The sequence below is a fragment of the Mangrovicella endophytica genome (assembly GCF_002893625.1).
Lineage (GTDB): Bacteria > Pseudomonadota > Alphaproteobacteria > Rhizobiales > Rhizobiaceae > Mangrovicella > Mangrovicella endophytica.
Genome location: NZ_PKMZ01000008.1, coordinates 12153 through 27020, shown reverse-complemented (window position 1 = coordinate 27020; position 14868 = coordinate 12153). Strand labels below are relative to the sequence as shown.

Genomic DNA, 14868 nt, shown 5'->3' with positions numbered 1-14868 from the left:
GTCAAAAAGAAGGCGGCCTCCGATTTGCCGCGAGAATCGGCAGAAAAGCGGATGTGCACCCGATCCGTGAAAAGCCGGGGTATCAGCCAGCCTCGGCTGAGCGCGCCGCGGCCCGGTGCTTCATGGTCATACGGTCGCGGGTCGAGACGCCGAGGAGTTCGGCAATCCGCCAGATCAGATTGTCTTCGAGCTCGTGGACTTGGCCATCGGCATAGGTCATGGCCCAGAGGAGTTCGACGAAGCGGATACGCCGCTCCTCCTCCAACTGCGCCTTCAGCACCGAGGTGAAGCGGAAGAGATCGACTGCTTCGGCCTCCGCCTCCTGCCCGGCCGCAGCAACGGCTTCCGTCTCGCTCGGCCCGAGGCCGAATTCGTCGGCCAGCAGCGTGCGCAGGCGCTGCCGCTCCGCGTCGGTGACGATGCCGTCGGCCTCGCTCACATGGAAGAGCAGCGCCGCCGCGGCGACGCGCGGGTCGTCGGCGTCGAGATCGCCGGCCTTCTCGTTACCAAGCGAGCGCAGGAAGTCCTTCAGACTGTCGAACATGCCACTCCATCTCGGCTCAAGGCGGCAGGGCCGGCGATCACGCCATCTGCCGGCGGCTCAATCAGCTGCACCAACCTGCCTCAGCGCTGCGCTTCCCGCCCCGTCTCGAGCAGATCGGTCGCCGACGTCTGGCTGAAGCCTGCCGCTGCTGCGCCATTGGTCGACCTGCCGGATCCATCGGAGATCCCGGGATCGGCCACCAGGTCGTCCGCCGCGGCATCGTCCGGCTGGCGATCGAGACGATCGGAATCGAGGGCGATGCTGGGATGCGCCGCGTCCGTGATCAGCGTATCGCCGCCGACGCGTTCCACCGGCACCTTCCACTGGAAGGCGTCGAGACGCCCGCTGACGGGCGAGACCGGTGCCCATTCGCGGGCAACCACGCCATCGGCCGTCCAGGCCGGGTCCCGCGGCGCCCGGATGGCCCGGCCGAGCCATTCGCGCACGCGGCCGATCTCGCCGGTTTCTTCTTCCTCGATATCCGCCATCAGCAGGAAGGCGCTTTCGCGCGGCTCAGAAGCAATCGCGGCGAGCGCGTGCTTGCGGGCAAGCGCGAACTCCTTGGCCTCGAGCGCGGCCTGCGCCAGGGCAAGATCCGACTCCACATGGGTCGGGCGCAGGTCATACAGAACGCGCGCACGCTTCAGCCGGTCCTCGGGCGAGTCGCCGGGACGGGCATGGATGTAGGTTGCCGCGATGTCGGGATGCGGCGCTTCGGTCCAGCCGCGCTCCAGAACCTTGCTGCCGCGACGGAGATCGCCGAGGCGGAACAGGGCCCGCGCCGCGGTCACCGTTGCCGGCGTCAGGTCCGGCGCGAGCTTCTGCGCCTCGATGGCGGCGCTGCGCGACCCTGCCGGATCGCCGTCGCCGAGCTCGATCGCCTTGGCGGTCAGCAGCACCGCACGCCGCCGCTTCGATTCGGCGCTGTCGATCAGCCGCGAGTTCTTCTGCGCCTCCAGGATCTCCAGCGCCCCGTCCCAGTCGCCGGCGAGCGATTTCGCTTCCAGGACGGCGCCGCCGGCCCAGGGCACATGCGGGGCGATCTTCACGGCGCGCTCGGCATAGGAGCGGGCGGCGACCGTATCGCCGGTGCGCTCGGCTTCCAGGAACAGGCCGCGCAGCGCCAGCAGCCGCGTTTCGGGGTCGCGCTCCATCGCCTCGAAGGCCGAGCGCGCACGTGGATGGTCGCCCTCGATCATCGCGGTCTGCGCGTCGAGGAAACGCACCAGCGGCTCGCGCTGGTCGCGCAGCAGCTTTTCCGTGCGCTTGGTCATCCGCCGCGCCAGGATGGTGTCGCCGGCCCCCGCCGCGATGATGCCCGACGACAGCGCCTGATAGCCGCGGTCGCGGCTGCGCCGGCGGAAGTAACCGCCGATCCGGTCCGGCGACTTCAGGAACAGCCGGATGAGCCAGACCACCAGCACCACAGCCGTCAGCAGCAGCAGCTGCGCAATGACGAAGACCATGAAGCTCGCCCTGATTTCACTGCCCTGCCAGAGCAGCGACACCTCGCCGGGATTATCGGCGAGCCAGGAAAAGCCGATGGCGGCAGCCAGAACGATCAGAAAGAAGGCGAGTATACGCAGCATGTCTGTCCTCAGCCTTCGGTACCATTGGCAGCCGGCGCCGGGCGCAACGCGCCCGCCACGGCCTCGTCGACAACGCGATCGGCGGCCTCGCGCGCCTTCACATCCGCGGCGAAATCGGCGCTGGCGGCCTTGCCGGCCTCCGGCAGCGCCGCCTGCTCCTTCAGGAAGGCGGCATAGTCGCCGCGCTTGATCGCCGTGTCCATGTGGTTCACCGCAGCGTCAGGCCCCGGCGCGGCGCCCGGTGCCGCGGTTCCCGCCGGGCGCACCTGCACCAGCGAGCGCAGGCCCGACAGCACCTGTTCGCCAACGGGGGCGGTGGACGGCGCCGGTGCCAGCGCCGCGCGGACCGCATCCTCCACGCTCGCCCACCGATCGAGCAGCGCGTCGCGGCTTGGAATGCCTTCCGCCGCATAGTCGCGGAGCGCAGCGACGGTGTCCTGCGACTGCGCCGCCGCGGCATAGGTTTCCAGCTGGTTCATGAACGGCCCGCCGCGGTCGACGGCCGACTTCAGACCGGCTGCGGCAAGCGCCACAGAGGCTTGGCGGTTGGCCTCCTCGACGGCGGCAATGCGCGCCTCGACCGACGCAATTGCCTCGGCGGACTGCGCCGCGCTCTGCTGGGCGGCCGTCGCGGTCTGCGTAGCGGTGTCGGCCGCCGCCTTGGCGGCATCGGCGCTGCCCTGCGCCGCCTGGGCGGCGCGTCCGGCCTCGTCGGCCGTTCCTTGCGCGCCGCGGGCGGCCTCCTGCGCCTGCTGCGCGGTCTGCTGAGCCGCCCCTGCCGCCTGCTGGGCGGCATTGGCGCTGTCCTGCGCGCCCTTGGCGGCGGCCGCGGCCTGGTCGGCCGTCGACTGTGCCGCCGTGGCCGACCCTTGCGCACGGTCGGCAAGACCCTGCGTCGCCGAAAGCGCAGCGGCCCCGCCGGCTGCAGCGCCGCTGCCGGCCTTTTCCAGGGCTGTCAGCCGGTCGGCGAGCGCCGTGACATCAGCGGTCGTCGCACCGTCACCGGCGCCGCCGGCCGCCTGCGCGGAGCGCAACTGCTCCACCTGCCCGCGCAGCGTCTGCAGATCGCCGGAGACCTGCTGCAGCTCGCCGCGGCCGGCAAAGGTCTGCGGCTCGCCCTCGGCTACGGTTCGGGTGCCTAGCGCCGGCAGCGCGCCATAGCTCTGCAGGAGGGCGCCGCCTGCCAGGGCGATCACTGCGCCGAGAATGGCCGCGGCAAAGGCCGTGCCGAAGCTCGTTCCGGACGACGGCTCGCGCGCCGGCGGCACATCCTCGACAGGCGCGGTGCCGCGCTTGGGAAAGGTCGGATGGTAGTCGGGAACGTCGGGAACGTCCGGGGAGGCCGCCGACAGCGCGAGATCGTCGGCCGCGCTGCGCGCTCCACCGTGATCGGCATCGCGCAGGGCGCTGGGATCGAGACCTTCGTCCGCGGCAAAGATCGCCGCCGCGTCGCGCTCATCCACACTCGCGCCGGGCGTCTGGCCGGACGGCGGCGTTTCCGACGTCAGGTCTGCCTCAAAGCCTGCGTCAGATGTCCTTTCATCCGACGCTGCCGTGCCCGGCGTCCTCGTATCGTCGCTTGACCAGGCCGCCGCGGTCTGGGCGCCCTCCTCGCCGGCATTCACATTGCCCGCATCCGCGAGAGGCTTAGCCGCCGCAGCCTCGTCCACCGGCTCGATGGCGCCGGCGCCAGCGGCGATTGCGGCGTCGGCGCGCTCGGCGGCCACCACATCCGTCGGCTGATCCGGCGAGCCTGACGTCTCGACGCTCGGGTCGACACCCTCCGGCCCGGTGGCGAGATCCGCCTCGCCCGGCGACAAGCCCACGTCGCTCGCCCCCGCTCCCGCCGCAGCCGATCCGGCAGACTTTGCCGCAGCGGGCTTGCGCTCCGCGTCGAGATCGATCGTCGTTGTCGGCTTGTTCGGCCGGGAATGCCGCGGACGATTGGCCATCGATAAGCTCCGTTGTTCGTCTTCGCCGCGCGGGGAACGCACGGCGATGGCATGAGGATCGCCGATCGTCGGCCGCTCGCGCAGCATTCCGCATCGGTCTGTGCGGCGGAGTGTCGGACCTCCGCCGGCAGGCATCAACTAGGTCTCGGACAGCCTCTCGAAAAGCGCGCCGAGTTCCATGCGGCCAGAAATTGCCGCGGCGCCGCGAAACGGCGGCGGCAGCGCCGCCGCGATCCGCTCGGACAGGCAGAGAAGCGGCGTTGCCTGCGGCAGCAGATCGGGCATCGCGGCTGCAAGGCGGCCATAGGCAACCGCTTGCGCAGCGGAGAGGATCATCACCGCGTCGGGCGGGCCGTCACGGAGAGCCGCCGCCACCGCGTCGCGGCACGGCTGGAGGGGCCGCGTCTCGTAGACCTCCCACAGCGTCCAGGCGATTCCCGCGTGATCGAGCGCGGCTTCGAGACGGCCGGTTCGCTCGCGCCCGGCAACATAGAGGATTGGTCCCTTCTCGCCCGCATCGATCAGCGTCTCTGCCAGTGCCGCAGCATCGCCCGGGCCCGGCCGCACATCGGCGAAGCCGGCTGCCTGCAGACGCTCTGCCGTTGCCGCGCCGACCGCATAGATTGTCCGTGTGTCGCCACCAAAGTGCTGCGCAAGGGCGGGTACGGCATGGCGGCTGGTGACCGCAAAGCAGCCGGATTCCACCGCCGGTGGCAGGGTTTCCAGCGGCACGATTGCCTGCAGCGGGAGACTGAGCGGCACGTGCCCGGCCGAAATGAGGCGCTTCGCCGTCGCGGCGATGTCCTCGTCTGCCCGCAGGATCAGGACGCGCGCCATCTCAGGCCGGTACCGCCTTAGCGGACCGAGCCGGCCCAGCCGGCAAAGAACGCGGCGCCCGCCTCGTCCAGCACCTGGCGCCCCGCCTCCTCGCCGAGCCGCGCCGCATCGGCGACAAGGCCGGTCAGCCTCGTCTCGTGCAGCCGCGTGCCGTCCGGCGTTAGGATCATGCCGTGCAGGCTGAGCGTATCGCCCGACAGCGTCGCATGCGCGGCGATCGGCGTGCGGCAGGAGCCATCAAGGCGGGCCAGGAACGCCCGCTCGGCAGCCAGCGCCGTGGCGGTCGGCGCGTCGCAGATCGCCGCCACCAGCCCGTCCGTGCGCTCGTCGCCGAGCCGGCTCTCGATGCAGATGGCGCCCTGCCCCGGTGCCGGCGGGAAGCTGTCGACGGGCAGGATCTCTGTCGCGACATCGGCCATCGCCATGCGGTTGAGGCCGGCAAGCGCCAGCAGCGTCGCATCGACGTCGCCCGAGTCCAGCTTGCGCAGCCGCGTCTGCACGTTGCCGCGGAAGGTCACGACCTCGAGATCCGGCCGCATCCGCTTCAGGAGCGCCTGCCGGCGCAGCGAGGCCGATCCTACCCGCGCGCCCTGCGGCAGCTCCGCGATCGTCGGGGCGGCGCGGCCGATGAAGGCGTCGCGCACATCCTCACGCGGCAGGAAGGCAGAGAGGTAGAGCCCCGGCGGGATCAGCGTCGCCATGTCCTTGGAGGAATGCACGGCAATGTCGATGCGCTTGTCGAGCAGGGCTTCCTCGATCTCCTTGGTGAAGAGGCCTTTGCCGCCGACTTCCGATAGCGGCCGGTCGAGGATGCGGTCGCCGGAGGTCGAGATCACGGTGATCTCGAAGTCGCTCTCGTCCAGCCCGTGGGCCACCATCAGCCGCGAGCGCACCTCGCTCGCCTGCGCCAGCGCCAGCTGGCTGCCGCGCGTTCCGATGCGGATGGGTGCAGTACCGCCCATAGTGTCTCGCTCCGCCTCGCCGATGATCGGCCATGCCAGCCGCTTTTGCAGCCTGCTTTAGAGGATGGGAATGCGCGAGATCAACGCGTGACCGGTTGAGCTCAGATCAACGGCTCGGTCGTTCGGTTCATCCCACCCGAGGTGGCGAAGCGCGCCGGGCTCGGCTATTGCGCTGGTGCGACGACGGCAGAAGGCGGAATTCAAGCGTGACGACCCGGCTGATCCTCGGCATCGAGACGAGCTGCGACGAGACCGCGGCCGCCGTGGTCGGCCGCGCGCCGGACGGCGCGCCGCAGATCCTGTCCAACGTCGTGCTGAGCCAGGTGGAGGAGCATGCAGCCTTCGGGGGCGTCGTGCCGGAGATCGCCGCGCGGGCGCATGTGGAGGCACTCGATGGCCTAATACGTGCTTCCCTCAGCGAAGCCGCGGTCGGGTTCGACGATCTCTCCGCCGTCGCGGCGACGTCCGGCCCCGGCCTGATCGGAGGGCTCATCGTCGGCGCCATGACAGCGAAGGCCATAGCCGCCGCGCGCGGGCTTCCCTTCATCGCCGTCAATCATCTCGAAGGCCATGCGCTGACGCCACGCCTCACCGACGCCGTGGCCTATCCCTACCTCCTCCTCCTGGTTTCCGGCGGCCACACCCAGATCGTGCTCGTCCGCGGCCTCGGCGCCTACGAGCGCTGGGGCACGACGGTGGACGATGCGCTGGGTGAAGCCTTCGACAAGACGGCGAAGCTCCTGTCGCTGCCGCATCCGGGCGGCGTCAATGTCGAGCGCCGCGCTGCGGACGGCGATCCGCGCCGCTTCCCCCTGCCCCGCCCGATGAAGGGCGAGAGACGGCTCGACTTCTCCTTCTCCGGCCTGAAGACCGCCGTGCGCCAGGCGGCCGTTGCAGCCGCGCCGTTGAGCGAGGCGGACGTCGCCGATCTCTGCGCCAGCTTCCAGGCCGCCGCGGCGGAAAGCCTCGCCGACCGTATCCGCCGCGCGCTGGAGCGCTTCAAGGCGACCTATCCGGAACTCGCCGAACCGGTTCTGACCGTCGCCGGTGGCGTTGCCGCCAACCGAACGATCCGCGCCGCGCTGGAGGCCGAAGCGGCGAAGGCCGGCGCACGCCTCGTCGCGCCGCCGCTGGCGCTCTGCACCGACAATGCCGCGATGATCGCCTATGCCGGGCTGGAACGCTTCGAGGCCGGGATCAGAAGCGCGCTCGACGCGCCGGTGCGTTCGCGCTGGCCGCTGGACGAGACGGCGGCGCCGCTGGTCGGCTTCGGCCGCCGGGGAGCCAAGGCATGAGCCGCATCGCCATCGTCGGCGCGGGCGCCTGGGGCACGGCGCTTGCCACGCTCTATGCCGGTACCGGCCACGCCGTGACGCTGCTCGCCCGCGACCCTGTGCAGGTGGAAGCCATCAACCGGACGCACCGCAACGAGCGCTATCTGCCGGAAGTCGCCCTGTCGCCGCAGCTCCGCGCCACGGGCGATGCGGCCGAGGCGCTGCGGGCGGCCGACGCCGTTCTGCTTGTTGTGCCAGCGCAGACGCTGGCCGATGTCGCGGCCACGCTGCAGCCGCACTGGCCGGCCGCGGCGCCGGCGGTGATCTGCTCCAAGGGCATCGAGCAGGCGAGCGGCCGCTTTGCCTCTGAGGTTCTCGCCGCCGCGCTGCCGGATGCGCCGGTCGCCGTCCTTTCCGGCCCGAGCTTCGCCGATGACGTCGCCCGCGGGCTGCCGACAGCGGTGACGCTCGCCTGCGGCGAGGCAGCGCTTGCCGACGATCTTGCACAGCGCCTCTCCGCCGAAACCTTCCGCTGCTATTCCACCACCGATCTGCGCGGCGTCGAGGCGGGCGGCGCCCTGAAGAACGTCCTTGCCATCGCGGCCGGTGCCGTTGCGGGGCGCGGCCTCGGCGCCTCGGCGCTGGCGGCGGTCGTCACCCGCGGCTTCGTCGAACTGCGCCGCCTCGGCGAAGCCTTTGGCGCAAAGCCGGAGACGCTGATGGGCCTCTCCGGCCTCGGCGATCTCGTCCTGACCTGCTCCGGCGAAAAGTCCCGCAACTTCGCCTATGGTCTGGCGCTCGGACGGGGCGAGGGCCGAGACGGCCTGAAACTCGCCGAGGGCGTCTACACCGCAGCGGTCGCCGCACGCTTGGCCGCCGAGCGCGGCATCGAGGCGCCGATCATCGGCGCCGTCGCAGCCATCCTCGAGGATCGGCTCTCGGTGGACGATGCCGTCCGCCAGCTGCTGGCGCGTCCGCTGAAGCGGGAGGTCGAGTGAAGAGCCCCCGCGCATCGCCGGCCCTTCATCATCGCCGCAGGCCGCTTCCATCTAGCCCTGAAAGGCTCTAGGCAGCGCACATCGTTTGAAGGCCGGAAGGTGCTGCCATGCTGTTCGCTCTGATCTGTGAAGACAAGCCCAACTCCGTCGAGCTGCGCATGAACGTGCGTCCGGCGCATGTCGAGCATCTGAAGGGTCTGGGGCCGAAGCTGAAATTCGCCGGCCCCTTCCTGAATGACGACGAGAAGCCGGTTGGCAGCCTCGTCATGATCGACGCGGCGGACCGGGCCGAGGCGCAGGCGATTGCCGAGCGCGACCCTTACGCGCAGGCCGGCCTGTTCGCCAGCGTCACCGTGCAGCGCTGGAACTGGGCGCTGAACAATCCCGACGCCGCCTGAGGCTGTCTGTCATGCGCTACTGGCTGTTCAAGTCCGAGCCGTTCAAATGGTCCTGGGAACGCCAGAAGGCGGCGGGTGAGAAGGGCCAGGAGTGGGACGGCGTGCGCAATTACCAGGCCCGCAACTTCATGCGGGAGATGGCAGTCGGCGACCGCGGCTTCTTCTACCATTCCAACGAGGGCAAGGCCGTCGTCGGCATCGTCGAAGTGGCCGCGCCCGCCCATCCGGACTCCACCGCCAAGGATGATCCGCGCTGGGAGTGCGTGGATCTGCGCGCGGTCGCCGATGTGCCGCAGCCGGTGACGCTGGACGCCATCAAGGCCGAGCCGCGGCTGAAGGACATGGTGCTCGTCAACAATTCGCGCCTGTCGGTGCAGCCGGTGGCGGAGGCCGAGTTCCGGCTGATCTGCACCCTCGGCGGGCTCGATCCGCAAACCGTGATGGCGCCGCCCGCCGGCTGAGACGGAACCATGCCGAGTGCAGAACATTTCCTGAACAAATGCGCGCGGCCCATCCCGGCTCGCGCGCCCTGTGACGGAGCCGACCATGAGCAATCCCAAGGTGGAGACGACCTCCAATACCGAGAAGGATCCGGACGACTGGACCACCGGCGGCGAGCCGATGACCGGTGCGCAGAGCTCCTATCTGAAGACGCTCTGCGAGGAGACCGGCCACACCTTCGACGAGTCCCTGAGCAAGGCGGACGCCTCCAAGCTGATCGACGAGCTGCGCCACGAGAGCAGCCGCGTCAAGACCGCCTGATTGGTCCTAAGCCCGGCCTGCCGGCTTTCGCCGGCATCGACAAGTTCGGCAGCGGCCACCCCGCCGCCGTTCTTTCGATATGACACGGCGGCTCGCGGGAGGCCTGTCGCCGGCCGACTTCATCCGCGCCAACACGGCGGTGATGGCGTCGCCGCATGTGCCGGAAATCCGGCTGCATCTCGCCGACGAGGCGCATGATCTCTGGCTGAAGACGGAAGGCGAGCTGGAGGCGATCGGCCTGCCACCGCCTTTCTGGGCCTTTGCCTGGGCCGGTGGCCAGGCGCTTGCCCGCTATGTCCTTGACCGTCTCGTCATTGTGCAGCATCGGCACGTCCTCGATTTCGCCACCGGCTCCGGCCTCGTCGCCATTGCAGCCGCCAGAGGCGGCGCGGCTTCGGTGCTGGCGGTGGACATCGATCCCTTCTGTGCCGACGCCGTCCAACTGAATGCCGAGCTTAACGGCGTCGAGGTCGCATTCTCGTCGTCCGATCCCGTGGGCAAGCCGGTGGATGCCGACCTTCTCCTGGCGGGCGACGTCTTCTTCGACGCCGGCATGACCCGCGCCATCGTGCCATGGTTCGAGCGGCTTGCGGCAGCTGGCGCCGAGATCCTCGTCGGCGATCCAGGCCGGGCCTACCTGCCGCGCGAGCGCATGGAGCCGCTGGCGACCTATGAGGTGCCGGTCACCCGCGCATTGGAAGATGCCGAGATCAAGCGCACTACGGTATGGCGGTGGTTGAATGCATGATGCGTCGCAACGGCCTCTTATCCGTTGAATCATGTCACCACGTGGTATAGTGAATTCTGTGCGACTTGGTGAGCTCGCCTCAGGATCGCTTGGTTGATCTCTCCCGCGAGTGTGGCATGCGGGTCTTCAAGACGAAGAGGTTCAGCCGCGACGCGCGTAAGGCGGGCCTCACGGACAAGGAACTGAGGAAGGCTGTCGATCGCCTTGTCGCTGGCAGCATCGACGCCGATCTTGGCGCACATCTCGTCAAGCAGCGGATCTCTCAGGGTTCGGGAGGTCGCGCGGGAAGCTATCGTGCGATCATCGTACACAAGATCAAGGATCGGATAGTGTTCGTTCATCTCTTTGCGAAGAGCTCGAAGGCAAACTTGTCGGACGACGAGTTAGATATCTATCGCGATCTCGCGCATGTCCTCGTCGGCTTGGATGTCACACACATCACCGCCCTGCTTTCAGCAGGGGAGTGGGTAGAGGTTGAGCATGGTTAAGGCAAAGCGAGCCTACCGCAGTGATGCATTGCGATCGGCTCATGAAGCAGTCGAGGGTCTTAGGAAGGTCGGCGCCGTAGATCAGAAGACGATGCGACGCTTTGATGCCGCTTGCCTGACCACGATCGAGGACCTCGACGCTAATTCCATTCGCCAGATCCGTGAAGCGGCCCAGATGAGCCAGGCAGTCTTCGCTCAGGTACTGAACGTCAGCACGTCGATCGTCAGCAAGTGGGAGCAAGGGGAGAAGCGGCCGAGCGGGCCGTCGCTCAAGCTCCTGTCACTGGCGCACAAAAAGGGAGTCGACGCGATCTTGTAGTGGCCCGCACCCCTCGCGAAATCACCGCAGAGTGGATCTGGCAGACAACAGCAGGGCGCTGTGGCCCGCCTCACTTTCCTCAATGCCGGACGATACGGATCGGCACCGCTTTCGCCGCCGGCACATGGCTGCGCTCGGCATGGTGCCAAAGCGGGATCAGCCGGTTGAGCTCGGGGTAATAGCCGCCGACATTGCCCTTCGGCAGGTCGAAGCCATGCACCCGCAAGCCCTTCACCCGGCGTTCAACGCCGTCGTCGGCATGCGTCTCGGCATCGACAAGATCCTGATCCTCGAGGCCCAGCCGGTCCATGTCCTCGCGGTTCATCAGGAGCACCATGCGCGAGCCGGAGACACCGCGCAGGCGGTCGTCATAGCCGTAGATCGTGGTGTTGAACTGGTCGTTGGAGCGTAGCGTGATCAGCGACAGCACCTTGTCACCATCCGTCTGGATGTCCGGGTCGCTGTCGAAGTCATTCGGCACCTTGAAGTTGGCCTTCTTGGTTTCCGTCTTCCAGATGCGCTTGCAGGCCTTGAGGTCACGGTGGAAACCGCCCGGCGTCGTGAAGCGGGCATTGAAGTCCTTGAAGTCGTCGGGGTAGGCGCGCTCGATCGCGTCGCGCACCTTGGCATAGTCGCCGACCCATTCGTCCCACGGCACGTCGGCCTTGCCGGCCACCGTCGCCTTAGCGAGCTCGGCGACGATCTTCGGCTCGGACAAGAGCTCCGGCGATGCCGGTGGCCGCCATCCCTTGGACGAATGGATGCAGGCGGTGGAATCTTCCATCGACACCGTCTGCGGTCCGCTCGCCTGGTCGTCGCGCTCGATCCGGCCGAGGCAGGGCAGGAGATAGGTGACCTCACCCGGGATCAGGTGGTTGCGATTGAGCTTGGTGGCGATCTGGACGCTGAGGCGCATGTGCCGCCAGGCGTTCTCCATCAGTTCCGTTTCCGGCACGGCGCGCACAAAGTTGCCGCCAAGCGCGACGAAGGCCTTCACCGAGCCGTCGATGATCCCCTTGCAGGCCTCCACCGTATCCAGCCCCTTCTCCCGCGGCGGCTCGAAGCGGTAGAAGTCTGCGAGCTTGTCGAGCGGCACCAGCTCGGGCTTTTCCGAGATGCCGACGGTGCGCTGGCCCTGCACGTTGGAATGGCCGCGGATCGGCGAGATGCCGGCGCCCTTCTTGCCGATATTGCCGCGCATCAGGAGGAGGTTGCAGAGCATCTGCACGTTGTCGATGCCGTGGCGGTGCTGGGTCAGACCCATGCCGTAATGGCCGATCACCGCATTGGAGCGAGCATAGACCCGGCCGACTTCTTCCAGATCAGAGCGCGGCAGCCCGGAACAGCGCTCGATCGTTGCCCAGTCGCTCGCACGCACAAAGGCTTCGAATTCCGCAAAGCCGTGGCAGTGCTCTTCGATGAAGGCCGTGTCGAGGACACGCGGTGCACCGCTTGCAATCGCTGCGTCGTCCAGCGCCAGCACGGCCTTGGCGATCCCGGTCATGGCGGCGACGTCGCCGCCGCCGCGCACCTGGAAGAACTCGCTCGACATCTTGGTGCCGGGCTCCGGCGACAGCATCTCCGTCGGCGATTGCGGGTTCTTGAAGCGGACGAGGCCCCGCTCCTGGATCGGATTGAAGCTGTAGACCGGCACGCCGCGCTTGCGCGCCTCCTGCAGCGGGTGAAGCAGGCGCGGCGCGTTGGTGCCGGTGTTGTGCCCGAAGAAGAACATCATGTCGCAATGCTCGAAGTCCTCGAGCGTCACCGTGCCGACCGGCGAGCCGATCGACTCCGGCAGACCGACTGAGGTCGATTCGTGGCACATATTGGAGGAATCCGGCAGGTTGTTCGTCCCGTAGATGCGGGCGAACAGCTGGTACATGTGCGCGGTTTCCAGCGAGGCGCGGCCTGAGGTGTAGAAGACCACGGAATTGGGATCGAGCGCTTTCAGCTCGGCGCCGATCTCCTGGAAGGCGGCCTCCCAGGTCACGGGGATATACTGGTCGAGCGTCCTGTCGTAGCGCATCGGCGTCGTCAGACGGCCCTGCTTCTCCAGCTCGTGATCGGTCCAATCCAGGAGCTCGGCGACGCGGTGGCGGGCGAAGAAGGCGCGGTCGCAGCGCTTCTTGGTCTGCTCCCAGATCGTTGCCTTGGCACCATTCTCGCAGAACTCGGCGACATGCGGCTCAGCGGGCTTGGCCCATGAGCAGGACACGCACATGAAGCCGTCCGGCTTGTTCTGCCGGGCCAGCGTCGCCCAGATCGACGAGGCCGCCAGTCCTTCTTCGATGGCGAACTTGGCGACAGACTTCAGCGATCCCCAACCACCCGACGGATGCTCGTAGGCCTCGACTTCGACCTCGTCCTCGATCTCGCTGCGACGCATGGCGCTGCCTCATCTGCTGACGCGGCGACCCCGCCGCATGGGGTCAATGAAGCGCGGGACGGCACGGTTCCGCCGCGCGACCTAACGGCACACGCGCAAAGTCGCGCCTTTGCGTAAGTGCGGTGCCAGCCGCAGCATGTCCCGTGGCGAGACGGCGACGCAGCCTTCCGTCGGCGCATAGTCCGGCCTGGCGATGTGGAGGAAGATGGCGCTGCCGCGGTGGCGGGCGCGCTGCCTGACGTTCCAGTCGAGCACCACGGCGAAGTCGTAGAGGCGATCCGGCCGTGCAAGGCTCTCGGTGCTCGCCGGGAACGGCAGACGAACAGGACGGTTGTAGGCCGGGTGGGTCGGGGCATCGCACCAGCCGTCGACCCTCTCGCGGACCATGCGTGACGGCAGTGTGCTTCGCAAGCCCGGCAGGCGCCCGGAGCGGCGGAAGGCGGAGAGAAGCGACATTGCTGCGACCGGCGTTCCACCGTCGCCTTCGCGCTTGCGGATTGTGGTGCCGGAGCGGCCAAGAGCGCAGAAGATCGAAAGCACCCCCGCACGTAAGATCCCGCGTCGAGGATCGAGCGGACTGCGGCGAACGACAAACATGTTCAAATTGCAGATTTCCCCATGACGTTCCGGTGATCTCTCCTATTTAATCTCGCGCGTTGCTGTTTTTGGCGGCATCGATAAGCTGCCGATCAGAACGGCGCCAAGGGAGCCTGACGAAATTTAGCCATGAGTGCACGCAGCATCTTGATCGTCGACGACGATGACGACCTGAGGCAGACCCTGGCCGAGCAGCTCTCGCTCCACGAAGAGTTCAATGTTTCACAGGAGTCGAATGCCGCCAAGGGCATCAACGCCGCGCGCAGCGGTCTGGTCGACCTGGTGGTCATGGACGTTGGCCTGCCCGACATGGATGGCCGCGAGGCCGTCAAGGTGCTGCGCAAGTCCGGCTTCAAGGCGCCGGTGATCATCCTCACGGGCCAGGATTCGGAATCCGACACGATTCTTGGGCTCGAGGCGGGGGCCAACGACTACGTCACCAAGCCCTTCCGCTTCGCCGTGCTGCTGGCCCGCATCCGCGCGCAGCTGCGCCAGCACGAGCAGAGCGAGGATGCGACCTTCCAGGTCGGCCCTTACATCTTCAAGCCCAGCCAGAAGATCCTCCTTGACGACAAGGGCGGCAAGATCCGCCTGACCGAGAAAGAGACGGCGATCATCCGCTATCTCTACCGTGCCGATCGCCGGGTGATCACCCGCGACACGCTGCTGGAGGAGGTCTGGGGCTACAATTCCGGCGTCACGACCCACACGCTGGAGACCCATGTCTACCGGCTGCGGCAGAAGATCGAGCCGGATCCGTCGAACGCCCGCATAATCGTCACGGAGTCCGGCGGCTACAAGTTGATGCCCTGACGGGACAATGACGCTGCGGCAGGCCGGACACGGGGATCCGGCTCCATCCGCAGCGGTGCTGGAATGCCGGAAAACGCCTGCCATACAGGCATTTGCCGGTTCTCTTCGTGAGAGCGGCTGGCTATAGCTTCAGCGGGGACGATCGCGGGCGATAGCCAAGGCGATTCGCTGGCTGGCCGGGACGGGCCGCCGCAAGGGGAG

General features: G+C 68.0%; 16 protein-coding genes. 9 read left to right on the top strand and 7 right to left on the bottom strand.

What is annotated here, in order from left to right:
- Window positions 1–82 precede the first annotated feature (82 nt).
- From C0R46_RS15710 to hemC, 5 genes are all read right to left on the bottom strand, one after another.
- Window positions 83–544 (bottom strand): tellurite resistance TerB family protein, encoded by a 462-nt coding sequence (locus C0R46_RS15710; RefSeq protein WP_102960614.1) that lies wholly within the window; start codon window positions 542–544, stop codon window positions 83–85.
- Window positions 545–624: 80 nt separating this feature from the next.
- Window positions 625–2133 carry a heme biosynthesis protein HemY gene (locus C0R46_RS15705; protein ID WP_102960613.1) on the bottom strand — a complete coding sequence of 503 codons (1509 nt, stop codon included), beginning with the start codon at window positions 2131–2133 and terminating at the stop codon, window positions 625–627.
- Between the two features lie 8 nt (window positions 2134–2141).
- Window positions 2142–4085 (bottom strand): COG4223 family protein, encoded by a 1944-nt coding sequence (locus C0R46_RS15700; protein WP_157944666.1) that lies wholly within the window; start codon window positions 4083–4085, stop codon window positions 2142–2144.
- Between the two features lie 138 nt (window positions 4086–4223).
- Window positions 4224–4922, bottom strand: coding sequence for a uroporphyrinogen-III synthase (locus C0R46_RS15695; protein ID WP_102960611.1), 699 nt, complete (start codon window positions 4920–4922; stop codon window positions 4224–4226).
- 17 nt (window positions 4923–4939) lie between these two features.
- On the bottom strand, window positions 4940–5884 hold the full coding sequence (gene hemC, locus C0R46_RS15690; RefSeq protein WP_102960610.1) for a hydroxymethylbilane synthase: 945 nt from the start codon (window positions 5882–5884) through the stop codon (window positions 4940–4942).
- Between the two features lie 206 nt (window positions 5885–6090).
- On the opposite strand from hemC, the gene tsaD reads away from it, so the two are divergent.
- The 8 genes from tsaD (at window position 6091) to C0R46_RS15650 (ending at window position 10871) form a co-directional block, all read left to right on the top strand.
- On the top strand, window positions 6091–7179 hold the full coding sequence (gene tsaD / locus C0R46_RS15685; protein ID WP_102960609.1) for a tRNA (adenosine(37)-N6)-threonylcarbamoyltransferase complex transferase subunit TsaD: 1089 nt from the start codon (window positions 6091–6093) through the stop codon (window positions 7177–7179).
- Window positions 7176–8156, top strand: coding sequence for an NAD(P)H-dependent glycerol-3-phosphate dehydrogenase (locus C0R46_RS15680; protein WP_102960608.1), 981 nt, complete (start codon window positions 7176–7178; stop codon window positions 8154–8156). Before tsaD ends, C0R46_RS15680 begins: the two co-directional genes overlap by 4 nt.
- A gap of 107 nt (window positions 8157–8263) precedes the next feature.
- On the top strand, window positions 8264–8554 hold the full coding sequence (locus C0R46_RS15675; RefSeq protein WP_102960607.1) for a YciI-like protein: 291 nt from the start codon (window positions 8264–8266) through the stop codon (window positions 8552–8554).
- 11 nt (window positions 8555–8565) lie between these two features.
- Window positions 8566–9015: an EVE domain-containing protein gene (locus tag C0R46_RS15670; RefSeq protein WP_102960606.1), complete on the top strand. Its 450-nt coding sequence runs from the start codon at window positions 8566–8568 to the stop codon at window positions 9013–9015.
- An 85-nt stretch (window positions 9016–9100) separates the two neighbouring features.
- Window positions 9101–9316: a DUF3072 domain-containing protein gene (locus tag C0R46_RS15665; protein WP_102960605.1), complete on the top strand. Its 216-nt coding sequence runs from the start codon at window positions 9101–9103 to the stop codon at window positions 9314–9316.
- Between the two features lie 79 nt (window positions 9317–9395).
- Window positions 9396–10064, top strand: a complete 669-nt coding sequence (locus C0R46_RS15660) for a class I SAM-dependent methyltransferase (RefSeq protein WP_102960604.1) — start codon at window positions 9396–9398, stop codon at window positions 10062–10064.
- Window positions 10065–10180: 116 nt separating this feature from the next.
- Window positions 10181–10552, top strand: a complete 372-nt coding sequence (locus tag C0R46_RS15655; RefSeq protein ID WP_102960603.1) for a type II toxin-antitoxin system RelE/ParE family toxin — start codon at window positions 10181–10183, stop codon at window positions 10550–10552.
- Window positions 10545–10871, top strand: coding sequence for a helix-turn-helix domain-containing protein (locus C0R46_RS15650; protein ID WP_102960602.1), 327 nt, complete (start codon window positions 10545–10547; stop codon window positions 10869–10871). The genes C0R46_RS15655 and C0R46_RS15650 overlap by 8 nt, the downstream gene beginning before the upstream one ends.
- 79 nt (window positions 10872–10950) lie before the next feature.
- Here C0R46_RS15650 and C0R46_RS15645 read toward each other — a convergent pair whose 3' ends face one another.
- Together C0R46_RS15645 and C0R46_RS15640 are read right to left on the bottom strand one after the other, a co-directional pair.
- Complete coding sequence (locus C0R46_RS15645; RefSeq protein ID WP_102960601.1) at window positions 10951–13257, bottom strand: FdhF/YdeP family oxidoreductase; 2307 nt, start codon at window positions 13255–13257, stop codon at window positions 10951–10953.
- Between the two features lie 81 nt (window positions 13258–13338).
- The gene (locus C0R46_RS15640; RefSeq protein WP_342586518.1) at window positions 13339–13797 is read right to left on the bottom strand and encodes a L,D-transpeptidase family protein; all 459 of its coding nucleotides are present in this window, start codon (window positions 13795–13797) and stop codon (window positions 13339–13341) included.
- Window positions 13798–13983: 186 nt separating this feature from the next.
- Here C0R46_RS15640 and C0R46_RS15635 point away from each other — a divergent pair, with 186 nt between their 5' ends.
- Window positions 13984–14667 (top strand): response regulator transcription factor, encoded by a 684-nt coding sequence (locus C0R46_RS15635; RefSeq protein ID WP_102960599.1) that lies wholly within the window; start codon window positions 13984–13986, stop codon window positions 14665–14667.
- Window positions 14668–14868: the final 201 nt, after the last annotated feature.

Bases quoted from the DNA above. Each gene is read 5' to 3' on its own strand.
- C0R46_RS15710 (WP_102960614.1), bottom strand. From the start codon at position 544: ATGTTCGACAGTCTGAAGGACTTCCTGCGCTCGCTTGGTAACGAGAAG.
- C0R46_RS15705 (WP_102960613.1), bottom strand. From the start codon at position 2,133: ATGCTGCGTATACTCGCCTTCTTTCTGATCGTTCTGGCTGCCGCCATC.
- C0R46_RS15700 (WP_157944666.1), bottom strand. From the start codon at position 4,085: ATGGCCAATCGTCCGCGGCATTCCCGGCCGAACAAGCCGACAACGACG.
- C0R46_RS15695 (WP_102960611.1), bottom strand. From the start codon at position 4,922: ATGGCGCGCGTCCTGATCCTGCGGGCAGACGAGGACATCGCCGCGACG.
- hemC (WP_102960610.1), bottom strand. From the start codon at position 5,884: ATGGGCGGTACTGCACCCATCCGCATCGGAACGCGCGGCAGCCAGCTG.
- C0R46_RS15680 (WP_102960608.1), top strand. From the start codon at position 7,176: ATGAGCCGCATCGCCATCGTCGGCGCGGGCGCCTGGGGCACGGCGCTT.
- C0R46_RS15675 (WP_102960607.1), top strand. From the start codon at position 8,264: ATGCTGTTCGCTCTGATCTGTGAAGACAAGCCCAACTCCGTCGAGCTG.
- C0R46_RS15670 (WP_102960606.1), top strand. From the start codon at position 8,566: ATGCGCTACTGGCTGTTCAAGTCCGAGCCGTTCAAATGGTCCTGGGAA.
- C0R46_RS15665 (WP_102960605.1), top strand. From the start codon at position 9,101: ATGAGCAATCCCAAGGTGGAGACGACCTCCAATACCGAGAAGGATCCG.
- C0R46_RS15660 (WP_102960604.1), top strand. From the start codon at position 9,396: ATGACACGGCGGCTCGCGGGAGGCCTGTCGCCGGCCGACTTCATCCGC.
- C0R46_RS15655 (WP_102960603.1), top strand. From the start codon at position 10,181: ATGCGGGTCTTCAAGACGAAGAGGTTCAGCCGCGACGCGCGTAAGGCG.
- C0R46_RS15650 (WP_102960602.1), top strand. From the start codon at position 10,545: ATGGTTAAGGCAAAGCGAGCCTACCGCAGTGATGCATTGCGATCGGCT.
- C0R46_RS15645 (WP_102960601.1), bottom strand. From the start codon at position 13,257: ATGCGTCGCAGCGAGATCGAGGACGAGGTCGAAGTCGAGGCCTACGAG.
- C0R46_RS15635 (WP_102960599.1), top strand. From the start codon at position 13,984: ATGAGTGCACGCAGCATCTTGATCGTCGACGACGATGACGACCTGAGG.